General features: G+C 60.7%; 24 protein-coding genes. 16 read left to right on the forward strand and 8 right to left on the reverse strand.

Annotated elements, in window-relative coordinates; all coding sequences use genetic code 11:
- Positions 1-18: 18 nt before the first annotated feature.
- Both QQJ84_RS01165 and QQJ84_RS01170 read right to left on the reverse strand, forming a co-directional pair.
- Positions 19-489 (reverse strand): CHAP domain-containing protein, encoded by a 471-nt coding sequence (locus QQJ84_RS01165; protein WP_284256067.1) that lies wholly within the window; start codon positions 487-489, stop codon positions 19-21.
- Positions 486-1,697, reverse strand: a complete 1,212-nt coding sequence (locus QQJ84_RS01170) for an ABC transporter substrate-binding protein (protein ID WP_284256068.1) — start codon at positions 1,695-1,697, stop codon at positions 486-488. The genes QQJ84_RS01165 and QQJ84_RS01170 overlap by 4 nt, the downstream gene beginning before the upstream one ends.
- On the opposite strand from QQJ84_RS01170, the gene QQJ84_RS01175 reads away from it, so the two are divergent.
- From QQJ84_RS01175 to QQJ84_RS01195, 5 genes are all read left to right on the forward strand, one after another.
- The gene (locus tag QQJ84_RS01175) at positions 1,675-2,679 is read left to right on the forward strand and encodes an NAD(P)H-quinone oxidoreductase (protein WP_284256070.1); all 1,005 of its coding nucleotides are present in this window, start codon (positions 1,675-1,677) and stop codon (positions 2,677-2,679) included. The two genes, QQJ84_RS01170 and QQJ84_RS01175, sit on opposite strands and share 23 nt — an antisense overlap.
- Positions 2,669-3,148, forward strand: coding sequence for a hypothetical protein (locus tag QQJ84_RS01180; RefSeq protein WP_284256071.1), 480 nt, complete (start codon positions 2,669-2,671; stop codon positions 3,146-3,148). Before QQJ84_RS01175 ends, QQJ84_RS01180 begins: the two co-directional genes overlap by 11 nt.
- On the forward strand, positions 3,145-3,480 hold the full coding sequence (locus QQJ84_RS01185; protein WP_284256072.1) for a hypothetical protein: 336 nt from the start codon (positions 3,145-3,147) through the stop codon (positions 3,478-3,480). Before QQJ84_RS01180 ends, QQJ84_RS01185 begins: the two co-directional genes overlap by 4 nt.
- A gap of 24 nt (positions 3,481-3,504) precedes the next feature.
- Complete coding sequence (locus QQJ84_RS01190) at positions 3,505-3,855, forward strand: RidA family protein (protein WP_284256073.1); 351 nt, start codon at positions 3,505-3,507, stop codon at positions 3,853-3,855.
- A gap of 285 nt (positions 3,856-4,140) precedes the next feature.
- Positions 4,141-4,890 (forward strand): CHAP domain-containing protein, encoded by a 750-nt coding sequence (locus QQJ84_RS01195; protein WP_284256074.1) that lies wholly within the window; start codon positions 4,141-4,143, stop codon positions 4,888-4,890.
- A 47-nt stretch (positions 4,891-4,937) separates the two neighbouring features.
- Here the strand turns inward: QQJ84_RS01195 and rsmA are convergent, their stop codons facing one another.
- On the reverse strand, positions 4,938-5,768 hold the full coding sequence (rsmA, locus tag QQJ84_RS01200; protein WP_284256075.1) for a 16S rRNA (adenine(1518)-N(6)/adenine(1519)-N(6))-dimethyltransferase RsmA: 831 nt from the start codon (positions 5,766-5,768) through the stop codon (positions 4,938-4,940).
- Positions 5,769-5,809: 41 nt separating this feature from the next.
- On the opposite strand from rsmA, the gene QQJ84_RS01205 reads away from it, so the two are divergent.
- Positions 5,810-7,597: a chloride channel protein gene (locus QQJ84_RS01205; protein ID WP_348522653.1), complete on the forward strand. Its 1,788-nt coding sequence runs from the start codon at positions 5,810-5,812 to the stop codon at positions 7,595-7,597.
- Positions 7,598-7,600: 3 nt separating this feature from the next.
- Here the strand turns inward: QQJ84_RS01205 and QQJ84_RS01210 are convergent, their stop codons facing one another.
- Entirely contained in the window at positions 7,601-8,665 is a 1,065-nt protein-coding gene (locus QQJ84_RS01210; protein WP_284256076.1) for an acyltransferase family protein, read from the reverse strand.
- 350 nt (positions 8,666-9,015) lie between these two features.
- Between QQJ84_RS01210 and QQJ84_RS01215 the strand changes: the two genes are divergently transcribed.
- Complete coding sequence (locus tag QQJ84_RS01215) at positions 9,016-10,497, forward strand: beta strand repeat-containing protein (protein WP_284256077.1); 1,482 nt, start codon at positions 9,016-9,018, stop codon at positions 10,495-10,497.
- A 135-nt stretch (positions 10,498-10,632) separates the two neighbouring features.
- Here QQJ84_RS01215 and msrB read toward each other — a convergent pair whose 3' ends face one another.
- Positions 10,633-11,046, reverse strand: coding sequence for a peptide-methionine (R)-S-oxide reductase MsrB (msrB, locus tag QQJ84_RS01220; protein WP_284256078.1), 414 nt, complete (start codon positions 11,044-11,046; stop codon positions 10,633-10,635).
- Positions 11,047-11,154: 108 nt separating this feature from the next.
- On the opposite strand from msrB, the gene msrA reads away from it, so the two are divergent.
- Positions 11,155-11,859 carry a peptide-methionine (S)-S-oxide reductase MsrA gene (gene msrA, locus QQJ84_RS01225; RefSeq protein ID WP_284256079.1) on the forward strand — a complete coding sequence of 235 codons (705 nt, stop codon included), beginning with the start codon at positions 11,155-11,157 and terminating at the stop codon, positions 11,857-11,859.
- Positions 11,860-11,869: 10 nt separating this feature from the next.
- On the opposite strand, the gene QQJ84_RS01230 is transcribed toward msrA, so the two are convergent.
- Positions 11,870-12,043, reverse strand: coding sequence for a hypothetical protein (locus QQJ84_RS01230; RefSeq protein ID WP_284256080.1), 174 nt, complete (start codon positions 12,041-12,043; stop codon positions 11,870-11,872).
- Between the two features lie 282 nt (positions 12,044-12,325).
- Here QQJ84_RS01230 and QQJ84_RS01235 point away from each other — a divergent pair, with 282 nt between their 5' ends.
- The 5 genes from QQJ84_RS01235 (at position 12,326) to QQJ84_RS01255 (ending at position 17,158) form a co-directional block, all read left to right on the forward strand.
- A complete protein-coding gene (locus tag QQJ84_RS01235) occupies positions 12,326-12,634 on the forward strand; it encodes a hypothetical protein (RefSeq protein WP_284256081.1) in 309 nt (102 codons plus the stop codon).
- Positions 12,635-12,666: 32 nt separating this feature from the next.
- Positions 12,667-13,611, forward strand: coding sequence for a glutathione synthase (gene gshB / locus QQJ84_RS01240; protein WP_284256082.1), 945 nt, complete (start codon positions 12,667-12,669; stop codon positions 13,609-13,611).
- 75 nt (positions 13,612-13,686) lie between these two features.
- Entirely contained in the window at positions 13,687-14,622 is a 936-nt protein-coding gene (locus QQJ84_RS01245; RefSeq protein ID WP_284256083.1) for a purple acid phosphatase family protein, read from the forward strand.
- An 80-nt stretch (positions 14,623-14,702) separates the two neighbouring features.
- The gene (locus QQJ84_RS01250) at positions 14,703-15,917 is read left to right on the forward strand and encodes a rhamnan synthesis F family protein (protein WP_284256084.1); all 1,215 of its coding nucleotides are present in this window, start codon (positions 14,703-14,705) and stop codon (positions 15,915-15,917) included.
- Complete coding sequence (locus QQJ84_RS01255) at positions 15,917-17,158, forward strand: glycosyltransferase family protein (protein ID WP_284256086.1); 1,242 nt, start codon at positions 15,917-15,919, stop codon at positions 17,156-17,158. The genes QQJ84_RS01250 and QQJ84_RS01255 overlap by 1 nt, the downstream gene beginning before the upstream one ends.
- Before the next feature lie 27 nt (positions 17,159-17,185).
- On the opposite strand, the gene QQJ84_RS01260 is transcribed toward QQJ84_RS01255, so the two are convergent.
- Together QQJ84_RS01260 and QQJ84_RS01265 are read right to left on the reverse strand one after the other, a co-directional pair.
- On the reverse strand, positions 17,186-18,238 hold the full coding sequence (locus tag QQJ84_RS01260; RefSeq protein ID WP_284256087.1) for a class I SAM-dependent methyltransferase: 1,053 nt from the start codon (positions 18,236-18,238) through the stop codon (positions 17,186-17,188).
- A 34-nt stretch (positions 18,239-18,272) separates the two neighbouring features.
- Complete coding sequence (locus QQJ84_RS01265; RefSeq protein WP_284256089.1) at positions 18,273-19,289, reverse strand: hypothetical protein; 1,017 nt, start codon at positions 19,287-19,289, stop codon at positions 18,273-18,275.
- Positions 19,290-19,343: 54 nt separating this feature from the next.
- Here QQJ84_RS01265 and QQJ84_RS01270 point away from each other — a divergent pair, with 54 nt between their 5' ends.
- The 3 genes from QQJ84_RS01270 to QQJ84_RS01280 are packed head-to-tail and all read left to right on the forward strand — an operon-like array spanning position 19,344 to position 21,500.
- Positions 19,344-20,066 carry a VOC family protein gene (locus QQJ84_RS01270; RefSeq protein ID WP_284256090.1) on the forward strand — a complete coding sequence of 241 codons (723 nt, stop codon included), beginning with the start codon at positions 19,344-19,346 and terminating at the stop codon, positions 20,064-20,066.
- Positions 20,063-20,317 carry a hypothetical protein gene (locus tag QQJ84_RS01275; protein WP_284256091.1) on the forward strand — a complete coding sequence of 85 codons (255 nt, stop codon included), beginning with the start codon at positions 20,063-20,065 and terminating at the stop codon, positions 20,315-20,317. Before QQJ84_RS01270 ends, QQJ84_RS01275 begins: the two co-directional genes overlap by 4 nt.
- 1 nt (position 20,318) lies before the next feature.
- Positions 20,319-21,500, forward strand: coding sequence for an FAD-dependent monooxygenase (locus QQJ84_RS01280; protein WP_284256092.1), 1,182 nt, complete (start codon positions 20,319-20,321; stop codon positions 21,498-21,500).
- Positions 21,501-21,504: the final 4 nt, after the last annotated feature.

The raw sequence follows: 21,504 nt of genomic DNA on the forward strand, positions 1-21,504 counted from the left end.
AGTTAAGGCCCTATCTGATTAATTCGGCAGGATAAACCCATAGGTGGGATACACCTTGCGGCCCAGCTGGTGCGCCGGCTCATACCACACCCGCACCCGTGTCCAGTCATTGCGCGCTGAAACATCAACCACCGGCTGGCCGTGCTCGATGCGGTGCGGCAGCCAGTTGGATTGCGTGACCAGAATGTTGCGCGGCCCGCGCACCGCCGTGACCACCGCCAGATGCCCCACATCCATGCGGCCATGCGGCGCGAACACCAGAACAGCGCCGCGCGCGGGCCTCTGGCTGCGCGGATACACACCATCGGCCTCGCCCCACCACTCATAGGCGTCGCCATCGAGCTGAATGCCCGAGACCTCGCGCGCATAAGGCACGCAGGTGAGCGGCGTGGGGGTGCCAAAATGGCTGGGCGAGGCCATCCGTGGCCCGGCGCAGGCGGCCAGTGCCAGAAAAACCGCCAGCAACCCAAGCCGCCGGGCCAGCATCATACCGGCGTGAGCTGTGAACCGCGCCAGCGCTGCAGCGTCACGAAGCTCCGCGTATTCTGCCCGCTGGCATCAAACGCCACGCCGAACCCGTTGGCCAGGCCGCCGGCCGGAATATCCACCTTGCGCAGCACGTCGAGCAATTTGTCCGCGCTGCCGCCCTGGGCGTTCAGCGTGTCGAACACCAGTTTCGCGCCAACATAGGCGGTCAGGCTGTCCGCGCCGCGCGGCGGGGTGCCGTATTTCGCCTGATACGCCTGCGCGATCGGCGCCGCCGCCGCGGGATAAAACGGCGCGCCGATGACCAGCGTGCCATCGAACGCCGCGCCCAGCGCATCGGCCGTTTCGCGCAGCATATAGCCATTGCCGCAGCCGATCACCGCGCCAGGCCGCCAGCCCTGCTCCTGCATGGCGAGATAAAACCCAAGCACATCCGCCGGTCCGCCCGCATGCAGCACCAGCTCCACCCCCGCGCGCATGAACCGGCCAACCGGGTCATACAGATCGGTCACATCCTCCGGGTAGCCGATGGCCAGCAGCACGGGGATTTTCGCGTTGCCGAGCGCCGCGATCACCCCTGCCGCAATCGCCCCGCCGGTGGCGCCGGTATTGAACAGCAGGCCAATTTTGCGCCCCGCGAACCGGCTCTGGATGGCGCCCACCGCCAGCCCCCCGATCATGCTGGTCGTAGGCCCGGTGCGGAGCAGGAATTTGAACCCGCGCGCGGTGAGGCCATCGGCCGGGGCGTTGAGCTCAATATAAGGCACCTGCGCCAATTCAGCCGCCGCCGAGCCAGGGTAGGAGAGCGCCGAAGCCCCGGTGCCCAGCACGACTCCGGCGTGGCCGCCGCCAATCACCCCGTTCACCGCCGCCGCCACATGGCTTTGGTCCACGGCATCCGCCGCCACCAGCGCCACTTCTTTCCCCGCGATGCCGCCCGCCGCGTTCACCGCCCCGGCGGCGAGATGTATGCCGCGCAGGCATTCATCCCCGATCAACGAGAGATCGCCCGAGAGCGGCAGCACAACGCCGGTCACCGCCGGGGCAGGGGGCTGTGCCTGCGGCGCGGCGGCTCTGGCGCGGCCTGCTATGAGGCTGGTAGAGAGGCTGGCGAGCAGAAATCGGCGGGTGAGGTATGACATCGCCGCTAAACTCGCATTTGGCACCAAACCCGGCAAGGTGATGCAGATGACCCAACTTCCCGACAGCATGCGCTATATCGAAATTGCCGCCCCCGGCGGGCCGGAGGTTATGCGCATCGGCCGCTGCGCGCTGCCCGTGCCCGGGCCCGGCGATGTACTCATCCGCGTCGCCGCCGCCGGGGTTAACCGGCCGGATGTGCAGCAGCGCAAGGGGCTGTACCCGCCGCCGCCCGGCGCCAGCCCGATTCTGGGGCTCGAGGCGGCTGGCGAGGTTGTGGCGCTGGGGGCGATGGCCAGCGGCTTCTACCCCGGCCACAAGGTCACGGCCTTGTGCAACGGCGGCGCCTACGCCGAATATGTCGCGGTGCCCGCCGGGCAATGCCTGCCCTGGCCGCACGGCTTCACCGCGTTGCAGGCCGCCGCCCTGCCGGAGAATTATTTCACCGTCTGGGCCAATTTGTTTGACATGGGGCATCTCAGCGCGGGCGAGACCCTGCTGGTTCATGGCGGCACCTCGGGCATCGGCCTCACCGCCATCCAGCTTGCCCTGGCGAGCGGCGCCAAGGTTTTCGCCACCGCCGGCTCGGCGGAAAAATGCGCCGCCATCGAGGCGTTCGGCGCCACCGCCATCAACTACCGCACCCAGGATTTCGTCGAGATCATCGCCACCCTGACCGATAATCGCGGCGTCGATGTGGTGCTCGATATCGTGGGCGCCCCCTACACGCAGCGCAATTTCAAATGCCTGGCCCTGCGCGGGCGGCTTTTGCAGGTTGCCTTCATGCAGGGCAGCAAGGCGGAGGGGCTGGACCTGCTGCCGATCATGACCAAGCGCCTCACCTATACCGGCTCGACCATGCGCCCGCGCACCACGGAGGAAAAAACCGCCATCGCCGCCGCGTTGAAGCGCAAGGTCTGGCCGTGGCTGGAGGCGGGCAAGGTTGTCCCCGTCATAGACAAGGTGTTCTCCCTGGAAGACGCCCCCGCCGCTCATGCGCTGATGGAAAGCAGCACGCATATCGGCAAGATCATGCTCGACCTTGCCGGTTGAAACCCTGATCGGCCCGGCTGGCGAGGTGCTGCACCAGCTCGGCCAGCCGGCCTCCTCGCTCCCGGCGGTGAGCAAGCGCGACCTGGAGCAGGCGCTGGAGGCGGCGCATGGCCGGTTGAAGAGGGCACCGGCACGCGGTTTTCGCTTTCTGGCCCCGCCCGCCCCGCCGGTGGAGTTGATACTGGCCGACGCTGACGCCGCCGCCTGGGCCGTCGCGGTGGAGCAAACCGCGGGGCTGGATACGCCGCACGGCGTTTCCCTCTGCCTGCGCCTGCTGGCCCTGGTGGCGCTGCTGGCCGATGCCGCCTGGGTGCGCCCCTGGCTGGCGCGGGGCGGCGAGGGCATTGAGATCCACCCGCAACTGCTGCGCGCCGCCGCCCTGGTGCCGCTCAATACGGCCGGGGGTTTTGACGAAACGGCCCTGCGCGCTCTATTGCCCCACACACAAGCCCGGGGTGCAAACATATGATGAAATTCCTGATGGCCGTTCTGGCCTGCGGCGCGCTCGCCGCCTGCGCGCCAGTCCAGCCGGAAAGCCAGGCCCAGCAGGCCGACGATGCGGCCTGCACCGCCCAGGCCGATGCCGCCTATAACGCCAGCACGCTCGATGAGCAGGCCCGCCCCTCGCAGAACGGGCTGCTATACGGCGCGATGCCGACGCACGTGTTCGATGGCGAGAAGCTTGGCGCCGAGCATGACCGCCAAAGCCAGATAAGCGATTGCGAGCGCAACGGCGGCAACAGCGGCCCCGATGGGCTGAACGGCGCCCCGGCCGTGGTGCCGCACATCATCAACCCCTGAATTTTTTGAAAAAAGGAACCTATCATGAGCCGCATAATCCGCACCGATGCCAATCCGGTCCTGTCCAAGGCCCTGGAGTACCATGGCTTTGTCTACACCCAGGGCGTGGTCGCTTCCGATCCGAGCCAGGACATCACAGCCCAGACCAAGGATGTTCTGGCGCAGATCGATTCCCTGTTGGAAATTCATGGTACGGATAATACCCGCCTGCTCCAGGCGCATATCTGGCTCAAGAATATGGCAGACCGCGAAGCCATGAATAAAGTCTGGACCGCCTGGCTGCCCGAAGGCGCCGCGCCCGTCCGCGCCTGCGTGCAGGCTGTTCTGGCCGACCCCGGCTATCTGGTCGAGATCATGATCACCGCCTGCCGTTAAACCGCAAATCAGTTTTTTTGTTATAAGATTGAAGCGGTTACGCTTCGATCATGGAGTCGCGGCCGCCTCTTGAAACGGGCGGCCGTATTTCATGGGACGAAAAAAACATAACCAAAAACTCAAATAGGAATGTTGTCTTAACTTGTTTCCGCTCATCATCGGCAAATGACGATTTTGTCACTATGTTGCATTTTTGCCGCAATTTCGTATTGCGCTTAACGCATTCCACCCGTAGCCCCTTAGCATGACATATTGGCGCAACGGCAATCTGGGGCGGAGTATTTGATGGCCGGCAAAAGCAAGTTCAGCGGATTTGGGGCAAAAGCCCGCTTGATTCTGCTCGGCGCGGCACTGGCCGGCGCATCGTTCCTCGGCACCACCGCTGCTCACGCAACCACCCATCATTATGTTCATCACACCGCGCCGCACATAGCCTCGGCCCATAGCCACCTGCGCAGCCATGTCCGCCTTGCCAGCCGCCACCATTACACCTCGGCCCATCTGAAAACCGCGGCATACCATCCGCATTACGCCCACAACCGCGTCGCGCGCTATCATCATTCGGGCCTGCAATGCGTCCCCTATGCGCGCGAAGTTTCGCATATCGACCTGACCGGCAACGCCTTTCTCTGGTGGGCCGAGGCGGCCGGCCGTTACGCGCGGGGCGATACCCCGGTTGAAGGCGCGGTGCTGAACTTCCGCGCCATCGGCCGCATGCCGCTCGGCCATGTCGCCGTTGTCACCGGCGTTATCGACAGCCGCACCATCCTCGTCACCCAGGCCAACTGGGTCCGCGGCACCATCACCAATGATGTCACGATGCAGGACGTATCCCCGAATAACGACTGGTCCCAGGTTCAGGTGGAACTGGGCGACAGCAGCACCTGGGGCGCCGCCTACCCGACCTATGGCTTCATTTACAACAAACCGGCGGCCAGCACGGTTATTGCAGCCAACGGCCAGGGCAGCGAAGTCGCGGAAGCTCCCAGCGTTCAGCCTGTCAGCACCGACGCTCCGAACCGCAACCTGCAATAATCTGTGTTTAAGGCGGGCGCCGGTCACGCCGCGGCAACAGGCGGGCTTCAGCCCTGCTTTAAAATCGCCATCATCAATTGCTCGAACTCCTCAACGCTGAGCGTTTCGGCGCGCCGGGCCGGGTCTATGCCCGCTGCGTCCAGAAGTGCGATGCCGCCGATCCCCTTTAACGCCCCGCGCAGCATTTTGCGCCGCTGGCCAAAGGCGGCGGCGGTAAGCTTCTCCATGGCCTGGATCTGGCGCCTCGGCGGCTGATTGGGTTTTGGCACCAGCCGGATCAGGGCGGAGTCCACCTTTGGCGGCGGCGCGAAGGCGCTGGCCGGAATCTGCATGACGATCGCCACATCGCACAGCCATTGCGCCAACACGGAGATCCGCCCGTAGGCCGGGGTGTTGGGCGCGGCGCAGATGCGTTGCGCCACCTCGAGCTGGAACATCAGCGTGAACGACTGATATTGCGCCGCCTGCATCAGCCATGAGATCAACAGCGGCGTGCCGATATTGTAGGGCAGGTTGGCGACGATGGCGCGCGGTGCCGGCACCAGCGCGGGCAGATCGGCCTTCATCGCATCGGCCTGGAGAATCGTGAGCCGGCCCTGTGCGGATTCCGCCAGGGCTTTGATCGCGGCCACCGCGCGCGGGTCAAATTCAATGGCGGTGACATGGCGCGCCCCGGTTGCCAGCAGCGCGCGGGTCAGCCCGCCAGGCCCGGGGCCGATCTCGATGACATTGACCCCCGCCAGCGGCTCCGCCCGCGCCGCGATGCTGGCCAGCAGGTTCGGGTCGAGCAAAAAATGCTGCCCCAGCGATTTATCCGCCCGCAGATCGTAGGTTTTTATGACCTCGCGGAGTGGGGGAGGCAAAATTTCATTCGGCATGGCGCTTGTTAGCCGAGGCGGGACCGTGGCAACAGGGGGATGTGAGCCAGCAAACAACGAAACCGCCGTCACTACGGCCAATTGGCGACTGGGTGATGCACGCGCCGCAGATATTGCGCGCGCTGGTGCGCGCCGACGAGATATGGCTGGCGATTTTGTCGGCCGCCGTAGGGGTGCTCAGCGGGGTGGGCGTGGTCATTATCAACGCCATCACGCAGATCATGCACGAGCGGCTGTTCGCGCTGCCCTCGGGGCAGGGGCTTTCGGAATCCGTGCACATCGCGCCGCTGCGGGCTTTTCTGGTGCCGGTGCTGGGCGGCACGGTTCTGGGTGTCAGCATGTGGGCGCTGGCCCGCCTGCGCCCGCGTAATCTGGTGGACCCGGTGGAGGCCAACGCGCTCTACGGCGGGCGGGTTTCGCTCAATGACAGCCTGATCGTGGCGGCGCAGACCGCCTGGTCCAACGGCGTGGGCGCCTCGGTCGGCATGGAGGCGGGCTATGCCCAGCTGGGTGCTGGCATCGCCTCCCGGCTGGGGCGCAGTTTCCGGCTGCGGCGTAATGATTTGCGGGTGCTGGTCGGCTGCGGCACGGCCGCGGCCATCGGCGGCGCCTTCAACGCCCCCTTGTGCGGCGCCTTTTACGGCATCGAGCTGATCATCGGCATATATTCGATTGCGACGCTGCCCTTCGTGGTGATCGCCGCCCTGGCGGGCACGCTCACGGTGCAGATCATCTCCGGTGGCACCGCGCCCTTGCTGGTGACCCTGCCGGCCGATGTGCCAAACGCCGCCTATGCCGCCGTGTTGGTCGAGGGGGTAGCCTGTGGACTGGCCGGCATTGCCATCATGCGCGGTGTCACCGCCATTGAGGGCTTGTTCCGCCGCTCGGGCATTCCGCTCTGGGCGCGCCCCGTTCTGGGCGGGGCGGTGGCCGGCCTGCTTGGCTGCATCACGCCTAAAGCCATGTCCTCGGGCCATTCCGCTCTGCATGCCGACATCAACATCGCCTATCCGTTTCTCGCCGTGCTTGGGTTTCTGCTCATAAAATCGGTCGCCTCGGCATTTTCCATCGGTTCGGGCTTTCGCGGCGGCCTGTTTTTCGCCTCGCTGTTTCTGGGCGCGCTGTTCGGCAAGGTTTTTGCCGGGGTGCTCACCGTGCTGCCCTTTGTCACCCCCATGCCGAGCGGCTTCTATGCCGTGGTCGGCATGAGCGCCCTGGCCGTGGCTGTTGTCGGCGGGCCGATGACGATGACCTTTCTGGCGCTGGAGAGTACGCAGAACTTTGGCGTCACCATGGCGGTGCTGGCCGCCTCCATCGTCTCGGCGATAACCGTGCGCCGCCTGTTTGGCTACTCCTTCGCCACCTGGCGCTTCCACCTGCGCGGCGAACAAATCCGCAGCGCCGTGGATGTCGGCTGGATCCAGTCCCTCACCGTCGGGCGCATGATGCGCCGCGCCACGGCGATGGTGCATCAAGGCATGACCCTGGTGTCGTTTCGCGCCGAGGTGCCGCTTGGCTCCACCCAGCGCGTGATCGTGACCGACGCCGAGGCCGCCTACGCCGGCATTGCCTATCCGGCGGAGGCCTTCGCGATTACCGGCGAAGGGCGCACGGTGCGCGATATTTTGCACCATCAGGAACATTTCCTGCTGCCCGCGATGACGGTGAAGGAAGCACTGGCGGCCTTCGAGGCGGCGGAAGCCGATGCGCTGGCCGTGCTGGACGGGCCGGACACCCGCAATGTGCTGGGGCTGCTGACCGAGCAATATGCCTTGCGCCGCTATAACGAGGAGCTGGACCGCAGGCGGCGCGAAATGTCCGGCGAGTAGAGGTTAGGGCGATATCCGGCGCGCAAGGCGCTGCAACGGCCGGTCATATAAAAACGTAACCAGCGCACTCGCGATGAGCGATGCGGCCATGAAAGCCACGAATACGGTGAGGGGGCTGAACATATGCTTGTCGCCCGGGTGCTCATAGATGAACGCGCTGCCCAGAAACAGGACCGAGGGGTGGATGATATAAAACGGGTATGACATGGCGCCAAGCCGGGTGAGGCGTTGGTTCAGGCGCAGATGCCCGCCACGCTCCAACGCCGCCAGGCTGACGATGATTGCGGCAAAGCTGGCGGCGACCAGCGGCGTGCGCTCCAGGCTTGGGTAGGCAAAACCCCAGGCATCCATCTGTGTAAGCAGCATGAGGGCGGCGCTTGCCCCGCCCAGGAGCAACCACAGCCAGCGATGGTGCAACCGCAGCCGGAAAAAGGTAGCACCCGCCCCTAGCCCGGCAAAGAACATGATCTCGTGCACGCCAAAAAAATGCCATGCCACCGCATGGGGCAGCCGTAGGATGAAGCCCATGGGCTTCATCGGCTGGTACACATGCCAGGCGGCAAGAAATATCCATGCGCCAAGAATATAGCGCCCCACGCGCGGGAGCAGGGCCAGCGCGAACATCAGATAGAACGCGATTTCAAAACGCAGGCTCCAGGCCGGCGGGATCAGTTCGCGGAAGCTGTTGTTGCGGGTGAATGGGGCGAGGGTGAATATCTGCGCCAGATAACCGGGGGTGCAGGTGGGCCATAAAAAAAACAGCGGAATGGCGAGCGAGAGCCAATAAACCGGGTAGATGCGCCAGAACCGCCGCCATGCGAACCGGGGCAGCCGGTTCAATTGCCCAAAATCCTGCCGGTGCGCGGTATAGATCACGAACCCGCTGAGCACGAAGAAGAACAATACCGAGGTGATCGGCGGCAGATCAAATCCACCAAGCACCGGATTGGGGCTGAGCGAGGCGGTGAAGCTGACAATATGGTCGGTCCCGACACAAAGGGCCGCGGCAAAACGGGCAACTTCGAGGCTGACGAGCTTGTCGGGGCGCTTGGCCGCGGGATCGTTCATGACAGACGCGATTCGTTTGACCGGCGGCTCATACCGTGGCTGATGCGGGCTTGGCGCCGGTACTGTCAAGCATGGCCGCTGGCCGCCGGGCCGAGGCGGCCGTTTTTCCGGGTGCCGGAACGATTCGAAGAGACAATGTACATAAACTTGTGCTTAATTTTTAAAAATAAAATAATATCCAAAAATAAACATCGTTAGGTTGTGCTAAATTTACGGTTTCGAAGGTGTATCTTCTCGAAAAAGTGATTAGCGTAATGGAGTTGTCATAGAAATTAACTAAAGATTGTACTTGCCAGCGCTGCACTGCAGCGGTAAGAAAATTTCGAAGTGATTAAATCAGGGGTAGTGTTATGTCAGCAGTCGTTTCAAGTACAGTAGGCTTAACAGTCGGCGGGTCCCCCAATTTGGCGGTTGGTATCGTTACCGTTCCGTCAGCCTTCAGCCCCGTGGGTGCGGGCAGCGGCGTCAACAGCCTTCTGCAGGCATACCTCAACGGTATCAGCAGCTCAATTTCCAGCTCCGTTCCGGGCGGAACCCCGGTTGTCGGCCTGATCAACAACGATCTCACGGCTGGTTCAGTTTATACCGTTTCCGGCTCCAGCGGTAAGTTTTTCGAGGAATTCACGAACACTGACTCGGTCGGCGGTATTTCGACGGTTAACGCCGCGCCTTACCCGGGTCTGGCTGTTGCCGCTAACGTGACGAACCTGCTCGTGGAAGTTCCCGGCAGGTCGGTGGTTACCGGCAACGGGAATACGTCCCTGGCTCTGTTCGGCGCCACCAGCAACGTTGTGTATACGGATACAAATGGTGGCACCACGGGTGCGGCGGATTCCATTTTCGCCGCTGGCGGCAGAGATGTTATCAGCGCCTACGGCACGAACGTTAATCCGAATTCGTCCTACGACATCGTGCTTTCGGGCGGCGGCACGTCCCAGGCGGGCGCCGGCAAGGACACTGTTAACGTCGGCGCGGCTTTCGATACCGTTACCGCTGATGGCAATTCGACGGCGACTGTCTATGTTTATGGCGGCGCCACGACCGTTAACGCGAACGACTCCTCCACCGTCGCCGTGCAGTTCGCCCAGAACGCTGGCGGTACGCTGGACTTCATCAATAACAGCTCCAATGCCGCAACCGTCTTTTCCGGCAACTATGGCGTCGGGAAGTTCGCTCCTAACTCCGTGACGGCTTACGGCGGCGCGGGTGGTGGTTACTATGTCGGCGGCCGCGCGGGCAGCAACTCGCTGGTTGGCGGTTCCGGCGCGGTGACCCTGCAGGCAGCTGGCGCGGGTGACTACCTCCAGGGCAATTCATCAGTTGGTAACTTGATGTTCGCCTATCAGGGCAGCGAAACTCTTATCGGCAGTGCCACTTCATCGAACAACACCTTCCAGCTTGGCCTGGCATATACCGGCAGCACGGGTGCGGTGGTTGCCAACGCCGTTGTGTCCACCGCGGGCAGCGGGCAGCAGGCCTTCATTCTGGGCAGCTCCTCCAGCAGCACGCTGACCGGCTCGAACTCAAGCGTTTCCGGCACGAACAATTTGTATATCTTCGTGAGCAACGCCGCGACCACCGTTAACGGTACGAGCAACTATCTGATCACGGATTTCAGCTCGGCCAACAGCTCGATCTACCTGAACGATACCATATACGGTTCGACCAATACACTGGGCATCTTCTCGATGGCCGATTCGACCGCCCCTGGCTTCAGCGGCGCTGTCATTACCCTGACCGATGGTTCGACCATCAAACTCTCCGGCGTGACGGCCGCCTCGCTTACCACAGTGGCTGGCTCCACTGGCGCCAATAGCATCGTGATCACCTGAATTTAAGCTTCCGGGCTCAAAAAAACCTGCGCGGCGCAAGCCTCGCAGGTTTTTTATTGCCTGGGTGAATACCCGATCAGATTGGTTCGGTAGGGCCAGGTAATCGGCAGATACGTGAACGCCCAGCGGACATCGTCACCCCTCCGGCGTAAAATTCAGCGCCACGCCATTAATGCAATAGCGTAACCCGGTCGGCGCCGGGCCATCCTCAAACACATGGCCAAGATGCCCGCCGCAACGGCTGCAATGTGCCTCAATCCTTATCATACCGTATTTGCGGTCAACCGAGGTCGCCACCGCGCCGGGAACCGGGTCGTTAAAACTGGGCCAGCCGGTGCCGCTTTCAAACTTCGTAACCGCAACGAACAAATCCTGCCCACACCCCGCGCAGGAAAACCGGCCCGCCCGCTTCTCCTGGTTCAGCGCGCAACTGCCAGGGCGCTCGGTGCCGTGGCCACGCAAAACCTCATACTGCTCCGGGCTAAGAATCTCACGCCACTCGGCTTCCGTGTGGCTGACGGGAAAACTGGGCTCAACAGGCAAGGTCATGCTTATCTCCTACTTTATGGCGCGGGCCGGGCGGAATTTTCCCACATTGCGGCCTTGGCACACTATATAAGTGCCAATCGTCCAGACCCCAAGATAAAGCAGGTTTCCATGTCAGGATCACGAACAAGCCGCCATCCTTGGCGCCTCTTCCCGGCCTTCCTCGCCGTTGGTCTTGCCCAGGCGATCGCCGGGGCTGCTTTTGCCAGCCCGGCGGTGCCGCCTCCCGCCTATGACCCGCCAAACCCCGCCGGGGTTGAAACCGCGACGCTTTCAGGCGGCTGCTTCTGGGGGATGCAGGGTGTGTTTGAGCATGTGAGGGGCGTTATTCATGTTTATTCCGGCTATACAGGCGGCGGCGCCGGCACCGCGCAATACGAGACCGTCAGCACCGGCCTGACCGGACATGCCGAATCCGTACAGATTATTTTCAATCCGAAAATCATCTCCTACGGTAAAATCCTGCAAATTGACTTCGCCGTCGCGTCGGACCCCACGGAGCTGAACTACCAGGGGCCGGATAGCGGAACGCAGTATCGTTCGGAGATTTGGTACGCCTCACCCGAACAGCAAAAAATCGCCAGCCTTTATCTCGATCAACTCACGAAGGCGCATATTTTCCCGGCCCCTATCGTGGTCCGGCTGGCTCCGGCCATGCCCTTCTACCAGGCCGAGGCGTATCATCAGGATTTTTTGGTTCGCCACCCGCATTACCCCTACATCGCCATCAACGACATTCCCAAGGTGCGGGCACTGCAAACAACCTTCCCGGCGTTCTACCAGGCGGTGCCGGTCACGGTCTTCCCGGCAAATTAGCGCGCTCCGCTCAGGAGGCCTTGATCTCGGTTTTAGCCGCGTCAGTTGCCGGAATGCTCATCCGGCGCCAACGCTCGATCGTCGCCTCAAGGCTTGGTTTGCCGTTGCTCAATGAAGCCGCGATCAACCGGTCAATCACGGCATGGCGCAGGTCAGCTTCGGTCTTCAGCATATTCACGGGCATTTTTATTCTCCGTCGTCAGGATCATGGATCAATCATCCATGTGAACAAGTTGGCTTGCGACCAAGGCACGAATAAGGCGGCGCGCTGATTTGATTGTGGCGAAAAAAATTTGTGCTTCGCGGAAAAAACTATGCCCGAATGCGCCGAATCGTCCTGTTAAAGTATTATGCATTTGTTATAGACAAGCGGGCTTCAGCTTCCGGGAATCGCATGGCGCAGCGGATCAGATTTAGACTTCTTGGCGCGGCGTGCGGTGTCATATTGCTTGCGGGCTGCGCTGATGTGCCTGGCCAAACCGCGCAAAGCGGGTCAACCGTCCCCTTGCTCAGCGCCGGCAATCTGGTTGGCGCCACCCCCGCGACGCTTGATGCCGCTTTTGGCCACCCGGCGCTGCTCCGGGTCGATGGCCCGGCTCAGGTCTGGCTCTACCATTCCCCGGTCTGCGGCCTCAATCTCATCCTCTACCCCGATGCGTCCGGTATTCCCCATGTCGCCACCGCCGTGCCCGATAATGGAGATGCCACCCGGTGCACACTCAGCCTGGAACACCCCACCACAGCCGCGGCACTGGAGCCCCCCGCCGCCTCCTGATAGGTTGTCCTCAACAGAGAATTGAGGATCACATGGCCGGCTTGAAAATCGCAGTGCAGATGGACCCGATGCACAGCATCGATATCACGGGCGACTCCAGTTTTGCCTTGATGCTGGAAGCGCAAAAGCGCGGCCATGCGCTCTGGCACTATGAAGTCCACCACATGTGGCTGAATGGCGCCACGCTCCAGGCCCGCGTGCGGCCTGTCACGGTCCAAAACGTCGCCGGCAAACACTATGAATTCGGCCCCGAAAAAACCGTGAACCTGGCGGAGATGGACGTGGTGCTGATGCGCCAGGACCCGCCGTTCGACATGGCCTATATCACCGCCACGCATCTGCTGGAGCACATCCACCCCAAAACCCTGGTGGTGAACAACCCCGCCGCCGTGCGCAACGCTCCTGAGAAGCTGCTGGTGACCCATTTTCCAGACCTGATGCCCCCCACCCTCATCGCCTGGGACCGGGGGGCGATCAAGGATTTCCGCAAGCTGCATGGCGACATCATCGTCAAGCCGCTGTTCGGCAATGGCGGCATCGGCGTCTTCCGCCTCAAGTCGGACGATGAAAACCTCGGCTCCCTGCTGGACATGTTCTTCGCCGCCTCCCGCGAGCCGCTGATGGTCCAGCGCTACGAGCCGGCTGTCCGCCAGGGCGACAAACGCATCATCCTGATTGACGGCGAACCTTTGGGCGCCCTCAACCGAGTCCCCGCCGAGGGCGACAGCCGCTCCAACATGCACGCCGGCGGCCGCCCGGAACCCACCAAACTCACCCCCCGCGAGCGGGAAATCTGCGCCCGCATCGCGCCCACGCTGAAACGGGAAGGTCTGCTTTTCACCGGCATCGATGTCATCGGCGGCTACCTCACCGAAATTAACGTCACCTCCCCAACCGGCCTGCAACAAATCTCCCGCTTTGACGGTGTTAATCTCGCCGCGGCCATCTGGGACAAAATCGAGGCGATGCGGGCCTGAGGCTGTCATTGAATTGTAGCAGACGAGACGCTGGCGGGTTTGCTAGACGGGTCGGAGATTCTGAGAGGTTGTTTGATGTTGCTTACACGCCGGCGGTTTATTTCCTCCTCGGTTGCCCTGGGGGCGGGCTCGGCGTTCGGCGTGGGGCCCGCGCTGGCGGACCCGGCAGCCCTCAACTGCGTGCTCATCGGCGACTGGGGCCGCAATGGGCATGACGATCAGCGCGCCGTCGCCGTGCAGATGGGCAAAACGGCCGCCGCCATAGGCGCCAAATTCACCGTCTCGGTCGGCGATAATTTTTATGAGGACGGTGTCACCGCCGTCGATGACCCGCAGTGGGAGAGTTCTTTCGAGAAGATCTACACCGCCCCATCGCTTCAGAGCCCCTGGAAGGTCATTCTCGGCAACCATGACTACCGCGGCAACGTGCAGGCGCAGCTTGACTACAGCGCCAGGAGCCACCGCTGGCAGCTGCCCGCGCGCTATTACATGGAAACGCAGACCCTGCCGGATGGCGCGCGCGCTGATTTCTTCTATCTGGACACTTCGCCGTTCATCAAAAAATACCTCGGCTCGAAGGTGAAAATCGAAGGCCAGGATTCTCAGGCCCAGCTCGACTGGCTGGATAGCGCCCTGGGCGCCTCCACCGCGCATTGGAAAATCGTTGTCGGCCATCACCCCATCTACACCGCGCTGGACGATGGCGACGGCGAGGATCACGATCAGCCTGACCTCATCGCGCGGCTCGACCCGGTGCTGATGAAGCATGATGTGCCGCTCTACATTTGCGGGCATGACCATTGCCTGCAATCAGTCGCGATGAACGGCACCACCTATGTCGTCACCGGCGCCGGTTCGCAGACCTACACCCCCCGCGCGGCCATTCGCGGCGGCTTCGCCTCCGGGGCGCATGGTTTCATGACCCTGCATATCACCGCCGGCAAGCTGCAATATGCCCTGGTGGATATGACCGGCAAATCGCTCTACGCCGGGATTATAACCCCGGCCTGATCCGCCGCGCGGCTGGTGCGGTCATGGGCGTTGCATTATGACAACCGCGCGCACCATTTTGCCGCGAGGAAGGCAACACCATGGCACCTGACCCCCACCAGCCCCCCGCCCCCCTGCGCGGCGTTTATCTCTTGCGCCCCTTCGCGGCCGCTCAATCGCGCGGCTACCTGAAAATCGGGCTACAGAAGGCGGGCGCGCAACCGCGTGAGTGGCTCCTCCCCGTGGGCCTGGGGTTAAATTTTTTCGTGGACCCGGAGCAGACCGGCGTGACCCTCTCGTTTGCCCCGGGTGAGGCGGCGCTTGAGCGTGTTGGCCGGGGCACGGCGATGCTGGCACGCCTCCGCCGGCGCTTTAAAACTCTGAGCCTGGGCGTGTTGAATTTTGACGGTGTGAAGATTTTTCCGGCCGGGAGCAAGCGGCAATACAAAACATATTGCAAACATGTGCGCTTCGCCCGCATCTCCCAAACGCCGCCGGATGGGGATATCATGCGCGAGCACCCGGAGCTGATAACGGGCTGGCCGCCAGCCGCACCCGCTGGCGCGCCCGCCACCATCACCCCCACCCCGCGCATCGCCGTGGCGCTGCACCTCCACTACGCTGATTTATGGTCAGAGATTGCAACCTTGCTCGGGCGGTGGAGCCTGCCCTTCACGTTGTTCCTGACAATTACGAGTGAAAATAAAGACTTAACCAGCCGCGTGACCGCCGCCTTTCCTGGCGCCATCGTCCGAATCGTCGAGAATTCCGGCCGCGACGTGCGCCCCTTTCTGTTGCTCCTTGAGGAGGGCGCCTTCGACGGATTTGATTTCGTCTGCAAAATCCATGGCAAAAAATCGGTCAGCCATGGCCGCGTGCTGATTTTTGGCGACATCTGGCGCCGCGCAACATTCCTTGACCTCATCGCCACCGGCGCTCAGCTACATAAAATCATCCGATTGTTTCAGGATGATCCAAAAATCGGAATTGCCGGGCCCGCCCGTTTCTTCATTGTTTCAGACAGCGCGGCGCCGCGCGATCTGCTTGGGAACAATCGCCCAGTGGTGGAAGAAATTGCGGCGCGCATGGGCGCCCCCATTCAAGGCGATACGTTTGATTTTTTCGAAGGCACGATGTTCTGGGCAAGGCCGCAAGCTCTGGAGCCACTTCGGCGTTTGCAACTGTCTGCGGCTTTCCAAACTTCCGATGCAGGACGCGGCAACGGCGCGCTCGAACATGCCCTGGAACGTCTTTTCAACCATGCGGCGCGCGCAGCGGGCTTTCGCGCTGAACAAGTCACGGGGACGATTATATAATGTCCGGACTCATGGCGTGTTATTACAAATGGCGGCAACGCAAATCATACCTCGTTGAAGGCGGCAAGAGGGCTCTTATTCTGGCCTGGTCGCATTCCAGCAATACGGTAATCTCCCTGGCCGGATCACTTGCCAGCGGGCTCATCGCGAATGATATCGATGTTACGATATTGAACCTGAGTGACAAAAGCCAAAGGAGGAAACTGGGCTTTTTTCATAGAAGATTTTTTGATCAGGTTTTTCTGATGGGGTCGGTACCGCTCAGGTACAAATGCAATGGAATGCCGATTGTTGATTATTTCGAATCAGACATTTATTTCTGGGTTCTGGACCCGATTATCTATGATTTTGATTCAACATCGAAAACGCGTGATTATTTTAATAAGGTCCGGCACTCCGAGCGGTTATATTGCCTGTTTCCTGACCGCTCATATATGAAATTCGTTGAGAGCTGGATCGGAGACAGGTGCATATATTTCCCATTTGCGGGAAATTTTAACCGCGAAGATGGCAGGCAAAATCGTGATAATCCCGATGACGAGAAGCGATCGGAAATTGTGGTTCTGGCGAACATCGGGCAGGAATTGAATGTCCATGCATCGCAAACTCTTCAGGAAATAATTGATATTCTCGATCCCTTTGGACTGGACGGACGCCGTAAGGCAAGTTTGGCGAAACATGTCATGAATGATGAGATACATTCAAACGTCGCCATATCGGTTAAAAATTTTATGCAGATACCGTTTCAGGAAATGTATGATCCCCGGATCATCAGCCTCCTTACGGCGATCGACGCTTCAGAGAAACGCCGCCGCCGTATTCAGATCGTTGATTCGATTAAATCTCTGAAAATTGATATCATTGGCGCCGGGTGGCAGAAAATACTCGGAGACCGGCCAAACATAACATATTCGGCAAAGCCGGTGCGGCATGATTTTCTGGCCGATCTTTTTGCCGATTATAAGGTCCTTCTCGATTTTTCCCCGAATTGGGACCATGGGTTTAACGATCGTGTTATTACCAGCATCGCCGCCGGTTGCCGCGTCGTGACATCGCAAAACGCCGCCATTACGGAACTTGGTGATGCTTCAACGCTTGTTTCCACCTATACGATGGTGCATCCCCAGCCAGAAGCTGAACTCGCAAAGGCATTGAATGCGCCAACCATTGATGAAAATCTGATTTCGCGCATCAAGCAAGACCACAACTGGGACGGGCGGCTACGGCAATTGCTCGCGTAAAAATTTGAGGTTGGGTGGTTGAACGAATTACCCTGGCCGCCTCGCGGTCATGGCAAGGCTTTCCCCCCGTTCCGGGGTACGAAAAGCGGCTTTATCCGCGGCGCGCGCCTGTTTTTTTCCGTCTATTTCCCACCCTGGCGGCGATTCTGTTTGCTGCGGGTTTAGACCCTGTTGCATTGCCAGGCTTTGCCGGAAATACGATTCAGCCACCGCCTCTGCGGGAAGCATTTTGATATCGATGAAGCCTGCTTCATGCAAAACCCGGGTCAGGCTTTTGCATGTGTATAAACATAAATGCCGTGGTGTTTCCAAGCCGCGCCAAAATTCGCCGAACAGTGAGAGGCCGATGGCATTCAGATTTGGCTGGGACAGCCAAACACGCCCGCCGGGCCGCAACAGGCTGAGAATCTCGGCGGCTGCCTCTCGCGGCCTGTGCAAATGCTCGAAGACGTGATTGAGAAAGATATAATCGAACGAACTCTTCGGAAGGCCGGAGTCAGGCAAGAGGCCTAATCGCACATCCAACCCCGCCGCGAGCCCGCGCTTTACAGCATCTCCGTCAGGCTCAAGCCCCACCGCGGCATATCCCAGATCGCGTGCCGTCAACAAAAAGCTGCCGTTGCCGCATCCGATATCCAGCACCATCGCATCCTTGCGTGATGGTGCGGGAAGATGCCTGATGGCGTAGTCGGCTCTTGAAGCCTTCGCATGGTCAAGCTTGAAAATGAATTTGCCGAACGGCCATGCCCCGGGAAAATCATAGCCATAATGCGCGTTGTAGTAGCCCATCTGCCGGCGGATTTTTATCCGCTTGCGGCGGTCTGAAATCGCGCTGCGGGGTTGCTTATGGGTGTAATAATTCTGGTAGGCGCGGCCGATCGAGTTTTCACTTGGCCGGGGGTCGAGATAGGCTGCCTCGCAGCCAAGGCAACGCCACATCGTCCAGGTTCCAGGCGCGACCTGAAAGGCGAGGTCGCGGAGTCCGGCAAAAAGCTGCGAGCGGTGTTCACCGCCGCAGGCGGGGCATTTGCCGAGCCATTCGAGGTCTTGTTCAGGCCAATTTTCGCTGGAGTTCATCATCGTCCAAAATCCATTATCGTGGTGCAGCGGGTTATTAGCTTTGCCGCATGAGGCTTTTCATAAGATGGCCAAAAGTTTTTTCTATTCGTTTCAGTAAACTTTTTATTCGAAAAACGATGATGCGTCGATCGGGCCTGCACTGGTATCCAACAATAATTTGCGCGCAAGTTGTCTGCAACAACCGGGGGCGAAGCGCATGATTCCATTTCTTTTCAAACGCGCGCCGCGCGGAATGAAAATCTGCGCCCATTTGGCCTCTGCCTAAATGGCGTAAATGAAAATTTATAACGTATGCGTTATATCCCATGATATTCGCATTAAGGCAGATATCCGTTCCATAGAAATGAAAGCCGGATAAATCATTCGAAAAGCCTAACCGCGCGCGCCTTCTGACGAGGATAAAATTTTCGTCCAAAGACATCACCTTCCTGGGAAATGTCCCGATACTTTGGTTCTCTCCATAAATATCGGTAATCCGCATGGATAATGAATTTAATGCCACCCCTCCGGCATTCCCCGCAAGGCCCCAATTTTGGTCGATCATGTCAAGTTCTGATAATCGTGCTTCAAGAATGTGCCGATTATCGAAAGACAGCCGTATATCTTGATGACATAAAATGACGTAGTCACCTTGAGCGGCATCGAGCAGACAATTTAAGCCATGATAGGCCGAGGCTTGGTTTGTATTGACGTTGTTAATATACAGATACTCACAATCTTCTGGACCAAATCCTGCTTCCAGAAAACTTTTCAGCGCAGCTTCATATTCTTCATTTTTTGTAACCAGCGTCCCGATCGAGAATATGGTTTTTTGGGTGCGCTTTGGAAATCCGGCAGAAGCATCAGGAGAAATCTCTCTTAAAAATGAAAACATCTGCATTAGATCGCTCACCAAGACATCCCTTGCCAAGATCGGGTTACTAAAATTTTCGAGCGTATATTTTGTATAAAACAGCCTTTTAAGAAAAAAATTGGTCAGTGAGCCGCCGGTCATACCTCTTGTATGAGGAATAGCCATGTTCGGGGGTTTTGAGAATGGTGAGCCGCGCATTTTGAGTTCAAGTTAACGAGGGCCGCCCCCGCCATCCCTCCCAGCACATGAACCTTGACAAAGCCTGACGAAAGTGTCGATTATTGGACGTATTGGACGGAACTGGCTTTGCCGGGAGCGGCGGCGCCTGTCCGCGGGGCTGGCGGGCGGGGCATCGGCCGGGCAGGGGAGAGTGCGGTGGCGGAGAGTTTGCGATTAAACGGGGTGCACCACACGGCCCGCCCCACCTGGAAGCTCAAGGAGACCGTGGAATTCTACCGCGACACCATGGGGCTGCCGCTCATCCACTGCGTCTCGGCGCGCGGCTGGGGGGCTGATAACCATCCCGATTTCCTGCATTTCTTCTTTGACAGCGGCAACGCCAGCACCATCGCCTTTTTCTATTACCTGGGCACCAGCCAGCCGGAGCATCTCATCCACCACCCCCGATATGACAGCGACGCCACCCACACCGCCTGGAGGGTCGAGAGCCGCGCCGAACTTCTGGCCTGGCGCGACCGGCTGGAGGGCCGGGGCGTGCCCATCATGTACCAAATCGAGCATGAGATCGTGGAGTCGATCTATTTCCGCGACCCCAATGGCTACTTCATCGAAATCGGCACCCAGGTGCGGCCGATCCTCCCGCTCGACATCGCCGACGCCGAGTTGACGATGCGGGCCGCCATCGAGGAGGAACAGCGCCGCCTGAGCGCAGGGCTGGGCAGATTGCAGCATGTGGAGGCAATCTATCAGGCCAAGGGCGCCGCGCTGGAGGCGCTTCTGGGAGCCGCCCCATGAGCGTCACCATTTTCGTCGCCGACCTCGCCGAGTTCAGCCCGCTGGTGGAAGCCGCGCGGGGGATGGCCGGGGTCACGCTCGCGCCGCCGCGCCATGGCTACTGGCGAATCCAGGCGGCCGGCACGCTGGCCCTGCAGCGCAAAGCCCTTGGCCTGCGCGTGGCTTTATGGAACTCAGCGCTCTCGGGCGGGATTCGCGGCCGGTTGGTGGAATACACCAATGATCGCATCATCCTTGAGAACGAACCCTGACATGAAGAAAATTGCCGTCATCGGCGGCGGCCCTTCCGGCTTGTTTTTCGCGCTTCTGGCCCGCCGCCGCTTTCCCCGCGCGGCGGTCGAGGTGTTTGAGCAAAACCCCGCCGGCGCCACCTTCGGCTTTGGCATCATCCTGGCCGAGGGCGGCCTGGACCGCTTCCGCGATGCCGACCCCGAGGCCGCCGACGCCATCATGGCCGCGTCGCGCATCACCCGCGACCGCGTGTTCTCCCACAACGGCGATGCCGTCTTCATCGAGGGCGGCGCTTATGGCGGCGCCATCGCCCGCATCAAGCTCCTCAACACCTTGCAGGACCTTTGCCAGGCGCGCGGTATCCCGGTGCATTATGAATCGCGCATCGAAAACCCAGACGTGCTGGACGCTGAGCTGATTGTCGGCGCCGATGGCGTCAACTCCGTGGTCCGGCGCGCCTATGAGGGCCAGTTCGGCAGCTCCACCTGGTATCTGACCAACCGCATGGCGTGGTATGGCACCACCCGGCAATTCCCCAGCCCCATTCTCTCCTTCCGCACCACGCCGCACGGCCATTTCTGGGCCGCGGCCTACCCGCATTCGCAGACCATGAGCACCTTCGTCGCCGAATGCGACGCTGATGCCTGGACCCGCTCCGGCCTCAACCGCATGACCGCGGCGCAGCGTATGGATTTTTCCCAGGAGATTTTTGCCGCCGAGCTGGAGGGCCACCCTCTGCTCAGCAACCGCTCGGACTGGGTCAGCCTGCCCGTGATCCGCTGCAAACACTGGTCGGTTGGCCATCGCGTGCTCATTGGCGACGCTTTGCACAGCCCGCACCCCTCCATCGGCTCGGGCACCCGCATCGCCATGGAAGACGCCATCGCCCTCATCGGCGCCCTGGCGGACAACCCGGACAACCTGCCCCGCGCGCTGGCTGAATATCAGCGCCGCCACACCCCCGAGACCGCGAAGCTGGTGGACGCAATGGAGAAAAGCTACGAATGGTATGAGCAGGTCGCCGCGAAGATGGACAATATGGACGCCATCACCCTGGCGTTTGACTTCATGACGCGCACCGGCCGCCTCAGCCCGCAGCGCCTCTACCGGGAATACCCGAAATTCATGCGGAAATACGAAGCCCAATGGAATGCCTGGCAAAAATCGCGCGGCCAGGCGCAATCCGCCCTGGCCGGAGCGTAGCGCC

The organism is Acidocella aquatica, from assembly GCF_030160635.1.
GTDB classification, from domain to species: domain Bacteria; phylum Pseudomonadota; class Alphaproteobacteria; order Acetobacterales; family Acetobacteraceae; genus Acidocella; species Acidocella aquatica.